This is a genomic window from Mesorhizobium sp. B2-3-13 (assembly GCF_006442195.1).
Taxonomy (GTDB): Bacteria; Pseudomonadota; Alphaproteobacteria; order Rhizobiales; family Rhizobiaceae; genus Mesorhizobium; species Mesorhizobium salmacidum.
Window position 1 is genome coordinate 90501 of record NZ_VFVQ01000003.1, and the last position, 14018, is coordinate 104518.

Below are 14018 nucleotides of genomic sequence, written 5' to 3' on the forward strand. Positions count from 1 at the left end.
TGTCAACGCCCTGCGCATGTGCTTTCTTCCCCGGCCCGCGATGACTTGCCACACGATGGTGATTGGCGGACCAACCCGCGTGCAGCTATATCGTCGCCAAACAGTCGGAGCTTTGGAATGGCATTGGATATCGGCTATGTCAGCGCGGTCGGGGCGGGGGCCATCTCGTTTCTGTCGCCATGCGTGCTGCCGCTGGTGCCGCCCTATCTCTGCTACATGGCCGGCGTGTCGGTCGACGATTTTCGCGGCAATGCGGGCGCGACGGCCCGCGAAGGCGCGCGCGGCGCGCTGCTTTATTCCTCGATCGCCTTCGTGCTCGGTTTTTCGACCGTCTTCGTCGCGCTCGGTGCCGGCGCGTCGACCATCGGCCGGTTGCTGCGCGTCTGGCAGGAGCCGCTGGCAATGGGCGCCGGCGTGCTGATCATCCTGATGGGCTTGAACTTTTTGGGCATCCTGCGCATTCCGCTGTTGTCGCGGGAGGCGCGTTTCCAGTCGCAGGGCAAGCCGGCCAGCGCCGTCGCCGCCTATGTCATGGGACTTGCCTTCGCCTTCGGCTGGACGCCCTGCATCGGCCCGGTGCTCGGGCCGATCCTGACGCTGGCCGGCGGCCGCGAAACCGTGGGCGAGGGCGCGCTGCTGCTCGCCGCCTATTCGCTAGGCCTCGGCATCCCGTTCCTGATCGCCGCGCTGTTCTCCGGCGCCTTCATGCGCTTCCTCGGCAAGTTCCGCGTCCACCTCGGCCTTGTCGAGAAGGCGATCGGCGCGCTCCTGGTGGTCGCCGGCGTGTTCTTCCTCACCGGCGGCGTGCAGACGGTGTCCTACTGGCTGCTGGAGAATTTTCCGGTGTTGGGGCGGTTGGGCTGAAGCTTATCGGCGTGGGGCGAGGCACGGGATTGAGCCGCGGACCCGCTGATTAAGGGTCAGCTGCTCTACCATCTCACCGGAATTTAACCGCATTGGTGCAGCATGGCGCCACTGCTAGCATGTCTTGATTCCCAACGCATTTCATATGGTTGCCTTTCCATGAACCAGAGAACCTGCCTGTCCGTCATCCTCGCCGCCGGCGAAGGCACACGCATGAAGAGCGCGCTGCCGAAGGTGCTGCACCAGATCGCTGGGTTGCCGATGGTCGCCCATGTGGTGAAGGCGGCCGAGGCCGCTGGTGCGAGCGGCGTGGCGCTGGTGATCGGTCATGGCGCCGACGAGATGCGCAAGACGGCGGCGAAGTTCGCACCTGAGGCTGAGACCTTCGTGCAGGAAAAGCGCTTGGGTACGGCGCATGCAGTGATCGCTGCCCGCGCAGCGATATCAAAGGGTTATGATGATGTTCTTGTCATGTTTGGCGACACGCCGCTGATCGATGCGGATACCCTGACGGTGGCGCGGCTGAGGTTGGCGGAAGGTGCTGCCGTCGTGGTGATCGGATTCCGCCCACCCAATCCGACCGGCTATGGTCGGCTGATCGAAAAGGGCGGCAAGCTGATTGCCATCCGCGAGGAAAAAGACTGCTCCGAAGAGGAGAGGAAAATCGGCTTCTGCAACGCCGGCATGATGGCGGTGGCCGGCGCGCACGCGCTGAAACTGCTCGACGCGGTCGGCAACAAGAACGCCAAGGGCGAGTATTATCTCACCGACATCGTCGAGATTGCCGGCGCGCAGGGCCTCGATGTCGTCGCCACCGAAGCCAGCTTCGAGAACGCGCTCGGCATCAACAACCGCGCCGAACTGGCGCAAGCCGAAGCCATCTGGCAACAGCGCCGGCGCCATGAGGCGATGCTGTCGGGCGTGACGCTGATTGCGCCGGAAACCGTCTATTTCTCGCACGATACCGAAATCGGCGCCGACACGATCGTCGAGCCCAATGTCTGGTTCGGACCGGGTGTGATGGTTGCCTCGGGTGCCAAGATCCACGCCTTCAGCCATATCGAAGGCGCCACCATCGCCTCCAATTGCGATGTCGGGCCATTCGCACGGCTGCGGCCAGGCGCCGATCTCAGGAACAAGGCCAAGGTCGGCAATTTCTGCGAGGTCAAGCAGGCCGTTATCGAGGAGGGCGCCAAGGTCAACCACCTGACCTATATCGGTGACGCTCGCGTCGGCGCCGGCGCCAATATCGGCGCCGGCACCATCACCTGCAACTACGACGGCTATTCGAAATTCTTCACCGACATCGGCGAGGGCGCCTTCATCGGCTCCAATTCCTCGCTCGTGGCACCCGTCACCATCGGCAATGGCGGCTATATCGCCTCGGGCAGTGTCATCACTGAAACCGTTCCCGACGACGCTCTGGCCTTCGGCCGGGCTCGCCAGAAGACGATCCCCGGTAAGGGGAAGGAGTTGCGCGAACGGTTTGCTTCCGCCGCGGCGGCGAAGAAGAAGGCAGCCGGCGCCGACCATTAGCCATTGGTCGACAAGTCTGCTTTCTTGCCGAAGCAATCGAAAAAAACGGACGATTGCAGTAACCGGATTGCAAGAGCGGTCTGTCATGGTGCATGCGTGCGCAAGTGTCCGTTACACCGGACGAAATGCAATGTGACTTTCGCGGCAGGCCGGCCACCCCTAAATAGCGCTGGTTTTCCATGGGCAATCGGGGACTGTCTGCATGTGCGGTATCGTTGGAATCGTCGGCCACTCGCAGGTTGCGCCGCTCATCGTCGACGCGCTGAAGCGGCTCGAATATCGCGGTTATGACTCGGCAGGCGTCGCCACCATCGAAAAGGGTCAACTTGGCCGCCGCCGTGCCGAGGGCAAGCTGGTCAACCTCGAACGCCGGCTCAAGGATGAGCCGCTCGACGGCACGATCGGTATCGGCCATACACGCTGGGCGACCCACGGCGTGCCCAACGAGAGCAATGCGCATCCGCACTTTTCGGAGGGCGTCGCCATCGTTCACAACGGCATCATCGAGAATTTCGCCGAACTGCGCGACGAGCTGGTCCGCGACGGCTATTCCTTCTCGTCGCAGACCGACACCGAGGTCGTGGCGCATCTGGTGGCACGGGAACTCGCGAAAGGTCTGAAGCCGGTCGAGGCCGCGCACAAGGCGCTGAAGCGGCTGGAAGGCGCCTTTGCGCTGGCCATCATGTTCAAGGGTGACGAGGACCTGATTGTCGGCGCGCGTAACGGCCCGCCACTGGCGGTCGGCCATGGCGATGGCGAGATGTATTTGGGCTCCGACGCCATCGCGCTCGCTCCATTCACCAATTCGATCACCTATCTCGAGGACGGCGACTGGGCGGTGGTGCGCCGCGAGAGCGTCGCCATCTTCGACATCGACGGCAAGAAAGTCGACCGCAAGCGCCAGCAGTCGCTGTCGACCAGCTTCATGGTCGACAAGGGCAACCGCCGCCATTTCATGGAAAAGGAAATCCATGAGCAGCCCGAAGTGATCTCGCACACACTGGCGCACTACGTCGATTTCGTCTCCGGCGTCTCCAAGCCGCTCGACCTGCCATTCGATTTCGCCAAGATCGGCCGCCTGGCTATCTCCGCCTGCGGCACTGCGTATCTCGCCGGCCTGATCGGCAAATACTGGTTCGAGCGCTATGCTCGGCTGCCGGTCGATATCGATGTCGCGTCGGAATTCCGTTACCGCGAGATGCCGCTGTCGGCCAGCGATGCCGCCTTCTTCATCTCGCAGTCCGGCGAGACCGCCGATACGCTGGCTTCGCTGCGCTATTGCCGCAAGGCCGGCATGAAGATCGGCGCGGTCGTCAATGTGCGGGAATCGACCATGGCGCGCGAATCCGACGTCGTGCTGCCGACGCTGGCGGGGCCTGAGATCGGCGTCGCTTCGACCAAGGCTTTCACCTGTCAGTTGTCTGTGCTCGCGTCGCTTGCCGTGCGCGCCGGCGTGGCGCGCGGGGCGATCTCGAAGGAGCAAGAGAAAACATTGGTGCGGGAGCTCTCCGAAGCGCCGCGCTATGCCAACCAGGTGCTGAAGCTCGAACAACAGATCGAACGGATCGCGCGGGAGCTGTCTCGCTACAAGGACGTGCTCTATCTCGGACGCGACACCAATTTCCCGCTGGCCATGGAAGGCGCGCTGAAGCTCAAGGAAATCTCCTACATCCATGCCGAAGGCTATGCCGCGGGTGAGCTGAAGCACGGGCCGATCGCGCTGATCGACGAGAACATGCCGGTGATCGTGATTGCGCCGCACGATCGCATCTTCGAAAAGACCGTGTCCAACATGCAGGAAGTGGCGGCGCGTGGCGGCAAGATCATCCTCATCACCGACGCCAAGGGCGCGGCACAGGTGAGCGTGAAGACGATGGAGACCATCGTGCTTCCGGATGTGCCGGAAATCATCTCGCCCATCATCTACGCGCTGCCGATCCAGATGCTTGCGTATTTCGCCGCCGTGTTCATGGGCACCGACGTCGATCAGCCGCGCAATCTGGCGAAATCGGTGACGGTGGAGTAGGCGCCTACAAACAGGCGCGTTTAAAAACTTCGCAGTTCCAAAGCGCCTTCCGGTTTACTAATGTCGCGCCGCAACCCGTGCCCGGTGAACCATGTCAGACGCTTCGAAGACTTCCGGCATGACCCGGCTGAGGAACTATTTCCTCACGGGCTTCATCGTCTGCGCGCCGCTGGCGATCACCGCCTATATCGCCTGGTCCTTCATCGGCTGGGTCGATTCCTGGGTCAAACCCTATATTCCGGCGCGCTACAGTCCCGACAGCTATCTGCCGTTCCCGGTTCCGGGGTTCGGGCTGATCGTCGCGCTCATCCTGATCACGCTGATCGGCTTCCTGACGGCCAACATTGTCGGCCGCGCCATCGTCGGCTTTGGCGAGCGCCTGCTTGGCCGCATGCCCCTGGTGCGCGGCATCTATGGCTCGCTGAAGCAGATTTTCGAGACCGTGCTGTCGAATAAGGGCGATATGTTCCGTCAAGTTGGGCTGGTCGAATATCCACGCAAAGGCGTGTGGTCGCTGGTGTTTGTCGCCAGCGAGAAGGAAACCGAGATCAACCAGAAGCTCGACCAGGAAGGCGATCCACTGATTGCGGTGTTCATGCCGTGCACGCCGAACCCGACGACCGGTTTCCTGATGTATGTTCTGAAGTCGGATATCGTGCCGCTCGACATGACCATCGAGGACGGCGCCAAGCTGATCGTGTCGGCCGGGTTGGTGGCCCCCGAGGTGAAGACGAAATTGGTGACGCTGAACGGTGAGCCGATCAACGGAACCTTGGCCAATCCGCCGCTAGGGCCTCATCCGGCGCGCAGGAGCCGCACGGCCTCGTCGCGGCCGAACAAATAGAGCAGGAGCCGCAGCGCCTCGCCGCGATCCGATTGCAGTTCGGGGTCCCGCGATAGGATCAGCCTGGCGTCGTCTCGGGCGGCCTCCAGCAGATCGGCATGCACCTCGATGCGCGCCACCTGGAAACCAGGCGTGCCGGACTGGCGGGTACCGAGCAATTCGCCTTCGCCGCGCAGTTTCAGATCCTCTTCGGCGATCAGGAAGCCGTCCTCGGTCTCGCGCATCACCGACAGCCGGCGTTTGGCGGTCTCGCCAAGCGGGTCCTTGTAGAGCAGCACGCAGGATGAGGGCTTGTCGCCGCGTCCGACCCGGCCGCGCAACTGGTGCAACTGGGCGAGCCCGAAGCGTTCGGCATGCTCGATGACCATGATCGTGGCGTCAGGAACGTCGACGCCGACTTCGATGACCGTGGTGGCGATCAGGATGCGCGTCTCGCCTTGCTTGAAGGCACGCATCGCCTCGTCCTTCTCGGCACCCTTCATGCGGCCATGGACAAGGCCGATGCGATCGCCGAACAGCGGCTTCAGCGAAGCGAAACGATCCTCGGCCGACATTAGCTTGATTTCTTCGGATTCCTCGACCAGCGGGCAAATCCAGTAGATCTTCTGGCCATCCGCGACGGCATCGAGCATGCGGCCGACCAGCTCGTCGAGCCGTTCGAGCGGCAGCGTGACGGTGCGGATCGGCTGACGGCCGGCCGGTTTTTCCGTCAGCTTCGAGACATCCATGTCGCCGAAGGCGGTCAGCACCAGCGTGCGCGGGATCGGGGTCGCGGTCATCACCAGCATGTCGGGCGCGTCGCCCTTGGCGGTGATGGCAAGCCGCTGATGAACGCCGAAGCGATGCTGCTCATCGATGACGGCCAGGACCAGATCGTGGAAGCTGACCGTTTCCTGAAACAGCGCGTGGGTGCCGACGATGATATCGATCTCGCCGCTGGCAAGACCAGCCAGTGTTTCGGCTCGCTCGCGGCCCTTTTCACGGCCGGTCAGGATGGCGACGCGCAAGCCGACCTTGGCTGCAAGCGGGGTGATCGTCGCCAGATGCTGGCGCGCCAGGATTTCGGTCGGCGCCATCAGCGCCGCCTGGCCGCCGGCCTCGACGGCGCGTGCCATGGCCAACAAAGCCACGACCGTCTTGCCCGAACCGACATCGCCTTGCAGCAGCCGCAGCATGCGCTCTGGATCGGCGAGATCGGCGTTGATTTCGGCGAGCGCGAATTCCTGCGAGGGAGTGAGCGAATAGGGCAGGGCCGCGCGCAGCTCCTCGGCGATGCGGCCATCGCCGACGAGAGGGCGGCCTGACAGGCGTCGCACCTTTGCCCTCACCAGGGCCAGCGAGACCTGGCCGGCGAGCAATTCATCATAGGCGAGGCGGCGCCATGCAGCCCCTTCGACCGCGACATCGAGCGGATCGCCGGGATAATGGATACGGGTCAGCGCGTTGCCAACGGACGGAAAGCTCTGGCGGCGCATGAAGGCATCATCCTGCCATTCCGGCAGGTCCGGCAGGCGGCCGAGCGCCTGGCCGATCGCACGGCGCAGCACCTTGCCGGATAGCCCCGCGGTCAGCGGATAGACCGGCTCGACCAGCGGCAGGTTCTCGGCTTCGCCGGCGAGTGCGATATGGTCGGGATGGACCATGGTCGGGCGTCCGTTGAACCATTCCATACGGCCTGACACCACGACATGCTCGCCGACAGGCATTGCCTTTTCGAGATAGGCGGCATGGGCATGGAAGAAGGTCAGGCCGATTTCGCCGGTATCGTCATGGGCGTAGACCCGGTAGGGCACCGACCTGTTGCCGCACGGCGGCGGCTGGTGTCGGTCTATGCGCAGTTCGAGCGTCACGATGGCGCCTTCGGCCGCGAGGGCGATGCCAGGCCGATTGCGGCGGTCGATGACGGTGTGGGGCAGCACGAACAGGAGGTCACCGGCGCGCGCGGCGCGATCGCCGAGGTCGGCCGCCACGACCTTCTCGATCAACGCACCGACCTTCGGCCCGACGCCGGCAAGCGAGGTGATCGGGACAAACAGGGGATCGAGTATGGAAGGACGCATGATGTCAGCTTATGTCGCGATGGCCGCAGCGCAAAGGCTGACACCGCCCACTATCCACGCTATATGCGCCGCTTGAAGCGAGGATGCGGCACAATGACCGGAACGAAACGATCAAGCGAGGGGCTGGACGCCCACCGCCGCAAGCTGTTGTTCCGCTCCTGGCATCGCGGCCTACGCGAGATGGACCTCATCCTCGGCACCTTCGCCGATACCGAGATCGGCACCTTGACCGCCGAGGAAATCGACCAATATGAGAAGCTCCTCGATATTGCCGACACAGAATTCCTGCCGCTGGTCACGGGCGAACGCCCGGTGCCGGCGGAGATCGACTGTGCCGTCCTGCAAAAAATCCTGGCGTCACGCCGGACCATGACATTCTGAACAAAAGCAATTCCAGGAAAAGTGCGAAGCGGTTTTCCGTTCGGAATTGCGATAAACAAGACCGTGATTTGATGGCTCTCATCCCCACCATTGGCTTGCCGAAGGGCCGCGCCGGCCAGTTCATCGTCGACGGTGTCGCCGACGGCTACGAGGCCTTCGCGCTGGTACAGACGGCGCTCGAAATCGCACCCGACAAGCCCGTGCTGTTCGTGGCCCGCGACGGCCAGCGCTTGCCTTCCATCATCGAGGCGCTGTCCTTCGTCGCGCCCGGGCTGCCTGTGCTGGAACTGCCTGCCTGGGACTGTCTGCCATACGACCGTGTGTCGCCCGGTTCCGATGCCGCCGCCAAGCGCCTCGATGCGCTGACCGCCATGATCGCGCTGGCGAAGAAACCGCACCGTGCCGTCATTCTCACCACCGCCAACGCGCTGCTGCAGCGCATTCCGCCCGCTGAGCTTGTCGAGGCGCAGACCTTCCACGCCAGACCCGGCAACCAGATCGACATGAATGCGCTGATTGCACGGCTGGAGACGTCGGGATTCGAGCGGGTGCCGACCGTGCGCGGCATCGGCGAATTCGCGGTGCGCGGCGGCATTCTCGACCTCTTCGCACCCGGTTGGACCGAGGCGCTGCGGCTTGATTTCTTCGGCGACACGCTGGAATCGATCCGCGTCTTCGACGCTGCCACGCAGCGCACCACCGGTCAGCGCAAGTCGATGGCGCTGCAGGCGATGAGCGAAGTGGCGCTGACGCCGGAAACCATCAGCCGCTTCCGCCGCTCCTATATCGAAGCCTTTGGCGCGCCATCGCGTGACGACGGGCTCTATGCGGCGGTCAGCGAAGGCCGGCGCTTCGCCGGTATGGAGCATTGGCTGCCGTTCTTCTACGACCGGCTGGAGACGGTGTTCGATTACCTGCCCGACGCACCCGTGGTTTTCGACCATCTGGCACATGAGGCGCTGGCCGAGCGCCATACGCTGATCCTCGATCACTACGAGGCGCGCAAAAAACAGGCTGACGCGGCGCTCAAGGATGCGGTTCCCTACAAGCCGGTGGCGCCGGATCTGCTCTATCTCTCGCCGGAGAATCTGAAGGCTTCGCTTGGCGGGCGCGAAGACATCGACTTTACCGTGTTCGACGCGCCGGACCTGGGGAACAAGAAAGTCTTCCACGCCGGCTCGCGCCATGGCCGCAGCTTCGTCGAGGAGCGAGCCGATCCGAACGTCAATGTGTTCGATGTCGTCGTCCGACACATAGCCGACGAGCGCGCGGCGCGCCGCCGCGTCGTCATCGCTGGCTGGACCGAGGGCTCCCTCGACCGGCTTGGCCAGATCCTGGCCGAGCACCATCTCGGCAATCTCAAGCAGGTCGAGACGCTGGCGGAGGCCGACCAGCTCGAGCCGGGACAGGCCGCATTGGCGGTTTTGCCGCTGGAATCCGGTTTTGAGACTGAAAAGCTGGTCGTCGTCGCCGAACAGGACATTCTGGGCGACCGGCTGATCCGCCGTTCGAAGCGCAAGAAGCGCGCGTCCGACTTCATCGCCGAAGCCTCGGCCTTGTCGGCCGGCGATATTGTCGTCCATGCCGACCATGGCATTGGCCGTTTCATCGGCCTGCGCACCATCGAAGCGGTCGGCGCGCCGCATGACTGCCTGGAAATCCACTATGCCGGCGACGACCGGCTGTTCCTGCCGGTGGAAAACATCGAGCTGCTGTCGCGCTACGGCTCCGACACGGCCGAGGCTACGCTGGACAAGCTGGGCGGCGGCGCCTGGCAGTCGCGCAAGGCGAAGCTGAAGCGGCGCCTGCTCGACATGGCCGGACAACTGATCCGCATCGCCGCCGAGCGGCAGATGCGGGCCGCACCGGCCCTGGTGCCGGCCGAAGGCCTCTATGACGAGTTCGCAGCCCGGTTCCCCTACGAGGAAACCGACGACCAGCAGACGGCCATCGACTCGGTGCGCGGCGACCTTGGCGCCGGCAAGCCGATGGACCGGCTGATCTGCGGCGACGTCGGCTTTGGCAAAACTGAAGTGGCGCTGCGCGGCGCCTTCATCACGGCGATGGAAGGGTTTCAGGTCGCGGTGGTGGTGCCGACGACGCTGTTGTCGCGCCAGCATTTCAAGACATTCTCGCAGCGTTTCTCAGGGCTTCCCATTCGTGTCGCCCAGGCCTCGCGGCTGGTCGGTGCCAAGGATCTGGCCGAGACCAAGAAGGGCATCGCCGAAGGGCAGGTCGATATCGTTATCGGCACCCATGCGCTGCTCGGTTCCGCCATCTCGTTCAAGAATCTCGGCCTGCTGATTATTGACGAGGAGCAGCATTTTGGCGTCAAGCACAAGGAGCGGCTGAAAGACCTGAAGACCGACGTCCATGTGCTGACGCTGTCGGCGACGCCGATCCCGCGCACGCTGCAGCTGGCGCTGACGGGCGTGCGCGAACTGTCGCTCATCGCCACGCCGCCGGTCGACCGCATGGCGGTGCGCACCTTCATCTCGCCGTTCGATCCGTTGGTGATTCGCGAGACGCTGCTGCGTGAGCGTTACCGTGGCGGGCATTCTTTCTATGTCGTGCCTCGTATCAGCGATCTGGCGGAAATCCATGATTTCCTGAAGGAATCCGTTCCCGAACTGAAAGTGGCGGTGGCCCACGGCCAGATGCCGCCGGGCGAACTCGACGACATCATGAACGCCTTTTATGACGGCCAGTACGACGTGCTTCTATCGACCACAATCGTCGAATCCGGCCTCGATATCCCGACCGCCAACACGCTGATCATCCATCGCGCCGACATGTTCGGCCTGTCGCAGCTCTACCAGCTGCGCGGCCGCGTCGGGCGCTCGAAGGTGCGCGCCTATGCGCTGTTCACCCTGCCGGCCAACCGCAAGCTGACCGACACCGCCGAGCGCCGTCTGAAGGTACTGCAATCGCTCGACACGCTGGGCGCCGGCTTCCAGCTCGCCAGCCATGACCTTGACATCAGGGGCGCCGGCAATCTTCTCGGCGAGGAACAGTCCGGGCACATCAAGGAGGTCGGCTTCGAGCTCTACCAGCAGATGCTGGAGGAGGCGGTGGCCGAGGTGAAGGATTCCGGCGAGGTCCAGGATGGCGGCTGGTCGCCGCAGATCGCCGTCGGCACCGCCGTGATGATCCCGGAAGGCTACGTGCCGGACCTGCAGCTCAGGCTGGCGCTCTACCGCCGTCTCGGCGATCTCGAAAACACCGAGGAAATCGACGCCTTCGGCGCCGAGCTGATCGACCGTTTCGGCCCGCTGCCGGAGGAGGTGAAGCATCTCCTCAAGATCGTCTTCATCAAGGCGCTCTGCCGCAAGGCCAATGTCGAGAAGCTCGATGCGGGGCCGAAGGGCGTCGTCATCCATTTCCGCAAGCGCGAATTTTCGAACCCCGTCGGACTGGTCAAGTACATTGGCGAGCAGGGTTCGCTGGCCAAGATCCGGGCCGACCAGAGCGTGGTCTTCATCCGCGACTGGCCGACGGCGGAGAAGCGTCTGGCGGGCTCGGCTGTCGTCATGACGCAACTGGCGAAGTTGGCTGAGAAGACGGCCTGATCTCGCCTTTCGGGGCGTCCCGGGGGCGTCAAGCCATTCGCCAGCGCCGAAATTCCGGTCTAGAATAGGAAATCGGCTTCGTGTATGGAGCCGCCACCCCATTTAGGGGCTGGAAATGGCGGGCAAGGTGTTGCCGGAAAGAGCGTTGGGTGCAGCGATGACGAAATGGTCGCCGAATTCGTGGAGAGCAAAGCCGATCAAACAGGTTCCCGCTTATCCGGACCTTGCCGCGCTGAAGAACACGGAAGCCCAACTCGCCACCTTTCCGCCGCTGGTCTTCGCCGGCGAGGCGCGCAAGCTGAAGAAGCAGCTGGCGACTGTTGCCGCCGGGGAAGCCTTCCTGCTCCAGGGCGGCGACTGCGCCGAGAGTTTTGCCGAACATGGCGCGGACAACATCCGCGACTTCTTCCGCGTCTTCTTGCAGATGTCGGTCGTGCTGACCTTCGCCGGTGCGCAGCCAGTGGTGAAGGTTGGCCGCGTCGCCGGCCAGTTCGCCAAGCCGCGCTCGTCCGACAACGAGACCAAGGGCGAGGTGACGCTGCCGAGCTATCGCGGCGACATCATCAATGGCATCGAATTCGACGCGAAATCACGCATTCCCGATCCTGCCCGCCAGGAAATGGCGTATCGTCAGTCGGCGGCGACGCTCAATCTTCTGCGTGCCTTCGCGCAGGGCGGCTATGCCAGCCTGGAGAATGTGCATCGCTGGATGCTCGGCTTCGTCTCCGACAGCCCGCAGGGCGAGAAATACGAATCGCTTGCCAACCGCATCACCGAGACTATGGATTTCATGCGCGCCGTCGGCATTACGTCGGAAACCAATTTCGCGCTGCGTGAAACCGACTTCTACACCAGCCACGAGGCGCTGCTGCTCGGCTACGAGGAGGCGCTGACCCGTGTGGATTCGACCTCCGGCGACTGGTACGCCACGTCGGGCCATATGATCTGGATCGGCGACCGCACGCGCCAACCCGATCACGCGCACGTCGAATATTGCCGCGGCATCAAGAACCCGCTCGGCCTGAAATGCGGTCCGTCGCTGACGCCGGACGGCCTGCTGGAACTGATCGATCTGTTGAACCCCGAGAATGAGCCGGGGCGATTGACGCTGATCGCCCGCTTCGGTTCGGACAAGGTTGCCGACCATCTGCCGAAGCTGGTGCGCGCGGTGCAGAAGGAAGGCCGCAGCGTGGTCTGGTCGTCGGACCCGATGCACGGCAACACGATCGAAGCGGCCGGCTACAAGACGCGGCCCTTCGACCGCATCCTGAAGGAGGTGCAGACCTTCTTCGAGGTGCACCGCGCCGAAGGCACTCATCCAGGCGGCATCCATGTCGAGATGACCGGCAAGAACGTCACCGAATGCACCGGTGGCGCGCGCGCCATCACGGCCGAGGAGTTGCAGGACCGCTACCACACCCATTGCGATCCGCGCCTCAATGCCGACCAGGCAATCGAACTGGCGTTCCTGGTCTCGGACCTGTTGAAGAAGAGCCATCCGGTGCAGCACAAGCAGGTCGCGAACGGCTGAGCCGGGTCAATTGGATCGATGAAGCAAAGGCGCCTGGGAAACCCGGCGCCTTTTCCGTTTTCATCTTTTGCCTCCGACAGTGCCGGTGCAACCGCAAAAGCTTCAGTCTTGCTTGTAGAGCAGCCAGCTCTTGCCGGCGCGCCCTGCCATGGCCGAATGCCTGGTAACGCGGTTGCGGCCACTGACTTTCGAGCGGTAGAGCGCCCGATCCGCCTTGGTGTAGAGGTCCTCGGGGCCTTCGGCCTCGGACGCCATGCAGATACCCATCGATACCGTCACCGTGCCGTAATTCATGCCGGTCTGGCTGCTGGTGAACGGCGTCTGCTCGATCAGGGCGCGAATGCGTTCCGCGATCTCGTAGGTTGCGTCCTCGCTGGCGCCCTCGATGATCAGCGCGAACTCCTCGCCGCCGGTGCGGGCGACGAACATGTCGCCACGAATGCTGGTCTGGAAAATCTCGGCGATGATCTGGATGATCTTGTCGCCGACAGGATGGCCGTAGCGGTCGTTGATGTCCTTGAACCGATCGATGTCGACGAGGATCAGGGCATTGAACAGGATACCCTTGTTGCTGTTGTAGATCCTGGTGATTTCCTTGTCGAAGGCGCGGCGGTTCCAGATCTTGGTCAACGGATCCGTGTCGGCCAGCCGCTTGTATTCCTCGAGCTTCGACTTGACGCTCTCGAGTTCTGCCGTCTTGTCGCTGAGCGTCGAGGCGATCTGCCGGCCGTGATCGATCGTCGAATTGGTCGCGATGGTCATTGCGTTGGCGATCTTTTGCAGAAGGTCCTGAGAGAGAAGGCTGCGGTTGCTCAGGCCGCTTGATGTCTCATCGAGGATCCTGCCGTATTTTTCGATGTGGCTGCGCTCGCTGCGCAGGAGCGACGCGACCTCCTCGAGTTCTCGGGCGATGACATCTCTGGCATGCTCGACAATGCCGGGACCATGGTTATGGGCGAAGAAGATGCGCCCGATCTGATCGAGTTCGTCCTGCGTCGGCCGGTTGCTCAACGACACGACGGCGAGGCTGAGCTCGCGATTGGTGCCGCTCAAGGCCTCATAGAAAATCTCGTAGTTGCGTGGCAGGCCGAGTACGCCAAGCTGGCGCATGGTCGCGACAACGGTGGTTGCGATGTCGGTGCTTCGTTCGGTCGAGGCTGCTGCCGGCTGCATGTCTGATTCACTCTTCCCCTCGGATCCCGACGCA

Annotated in this window: 9 protein-coding genes; 7 read left to right on the top strand and 2 right to left on the bottom strand. The window is 63.4% G+C overall.

Features of this window, described 5'->3' with window-relative positions; genetic code table 11:
- The first annotated feature begins 117 nt into the window (after nt 1–117).
- From FJ941_RS05110 to FJ941_RS05125, 4 genes are all read left to right on the top strand, one after another.
- Complete coding sequence (locus tag FJ941_RS05110) at nt 118–864, top strand: cytochrome c biogenesis CcdA family protein (protein ID WP_140503606.1); 747 nt, start codon at nt 118–120, stop codon at nt 862–864.
- 159 nt (nt 865–1023) lie between these two features.
- A complete protein-coding gene (gene glmU, locus FJ941_RS05115) occupies nt 1024–2400 on the top strand; it encodes a bifunctional UDP-N-acetylglucosamine diphosphorylase/glucosamine-1-phosphate N-acetyltransferase GlmU (RefSeq protein ID WP_140503608.1) in 1377 nt (458 codons plus the stop codon).
- 202 nt (nt 2401–2602) lie between these two features.
- Nucleotides 2603–4426 (top strand): glutamine--fructose-6-phosphate transaminase (isomerizing), encoded by a 1824-nt coding sequence (gene glmS, locus FJ941_RS05120; protein ID WP_140503610.1) that lies wholly within the window; start codon nt 2603–2605, stop codon nt 4424–4426.
- A 91-nt stretch (nt 4427–4517) separates the two neighbouring features.
- Nucleotides 4518–5270: a DUF502 domain-containing protein gene (locus tag FJ941_RS05125; RefSeq protein ID WP_140503612.1), complete on the top strand. Its 753-nt coding sequence runs from the start codon at nt 4518–4520 to the stop codon at nt 5268–5270.
- On the opposite strand, the gene recG is transcribed toward FJ941_RS05125, so the two are convergent.
- Complete coding sequence (gene recG, locus FJ941_RS05130) at nt 5222–7330, bottom strand: ATP-dependent DNA helicase RecG (RefSeq protein ID WP_140503614.1); 2109 nt, start codon at nt 7328–7330, stop codon at nt 5222–5224. The two genes, FJ941_RS05125 and recG, sit on opposite strands and share 49 nt — an antisense overlap.
- Nucleotides 7331–7423: 93 nt before the next feature.
- Between recG and FJ941_RS05135 the strand changes: the two genes are divergently transcribed.
- From FJ941_RS05135 to FJ941_RS05145, 3 genes are all read left to right on the top strand, one after another.
- Nucleotides 7424–7711 carry a succinate dehydrogenase assembly factor 2 gene (locus tag FJ941_RS05135; RefSeq protein WP_140503616.1) on the top strand — a complete coding sequence of 96 codons (288 nt, stop codon included), beginning with the start codon at nt 7424–7426 and terminating at the stop codon, nt 7709–7711.
- 71 nt (nt 7712–7782) lie between these two features.
- Nucleotides 7783–11280 carry a transcription-repair coupling factor gene (mfd, locus tag FJ941_RS05140; protein ID WP_140503618.1) on the top strand — a complete coding sequence of 1166 codons (3498 nt, stop codon included), beginning with the start codon at nt 7783–7785 and terminating at the stop codon, nt 11278–11280.
- Between the two features lie 157 nt (nt 11281–11437).
- Nucleotides 11438–12811 carry a 3-deoxy-7-phosphoheptulonate synthase class II gene (locus FJ941_RS05145; protein ID WP_127872585.1) on the top strand — a complete coding sequence of 458 codons (1374 nt, stop codon included), beginning with the start codon at nt 11438–11440 and terminating at the stop codon, nt 12809–12811.
- 102 nt (nt 12812–12913) lie between these two features.
- Here FJ941_RS05145 and FJ941_RS05150 read toward each other — a convergent pair whose 3' ends face one another.
- Nucleotides 12914–13984 (bottom strand): diguanylate cyclase, encoded by a 1071-nt coding sequence (locus FJ941_RS05150; protein WP_140503620.1) that lies wholly within the window; start codon nt 13982–13984, stop codon nt 12914–12916.
- Between the last annotated feature and the right edge of the window lie 34 nt (nt 13985–14018).

Coding starts and splice junctions, on each gene's coding strand:
- mfd (WP_140503618.1), top strand. CDS start 7,783: ATGGCTCTCATCCCCACCATTGGCTTGCCGAAGGGCCGCGCCGGCCAG.
- FJ941_RS05125 (WP_140503612.1), top strand. CDS start 4,518: ATGTCAGACGCTTCGAAGACTTCCGGCATGACCCGGCTGAGGAACTAT.
- FJ941_RS05150 (WP_140503620.1), bottom strand. CDS start 13,984: ATGCAGCCGGCAGCAGCCTCGACCGAACGAAGCACCGACATCGCAACC.
- glmU (WP_140503608.1), top strand. CDS start 1,024: ATGAACCAGAGAACCTGCCTGTCCGTCATCCTCGCCGCCGGCGAAGGC.
- FJ941_RS05145 (WP_127872585.1), top strand. CDS start 11,438: ATGACGAAATGGTCGCCGAATTCGTGGAGAGCAAAGCCGATCAAACAG.
- FJ941_RS05135 (WP_140503616.1), top strand. CDS start 7,424: ATGACCGGAACGAAACGATCAAGCGAGGGGCTGGACGCCCACCGCCGC.
- FJ941_RS05110 (WP_140503606.1), top strand. CDS start 118: ATGGCATTGGATATCGGCTATGTCAGCGCGGTCGGGGCGGGGGCCATC.
- glmS (WP_140503610.1), top strand. CDS start 2,603: ATGTGCGGTATCGTTGGAATCGTCGGCCACTCGCAGGTTGCGCCGCTC.
- recG (WP_140503614.1), bottom strand. CDS start 7,330: ATGCGTCCTTCCATACTCGATCCCCTGTTTGTCCCGATCACCTCGCTT.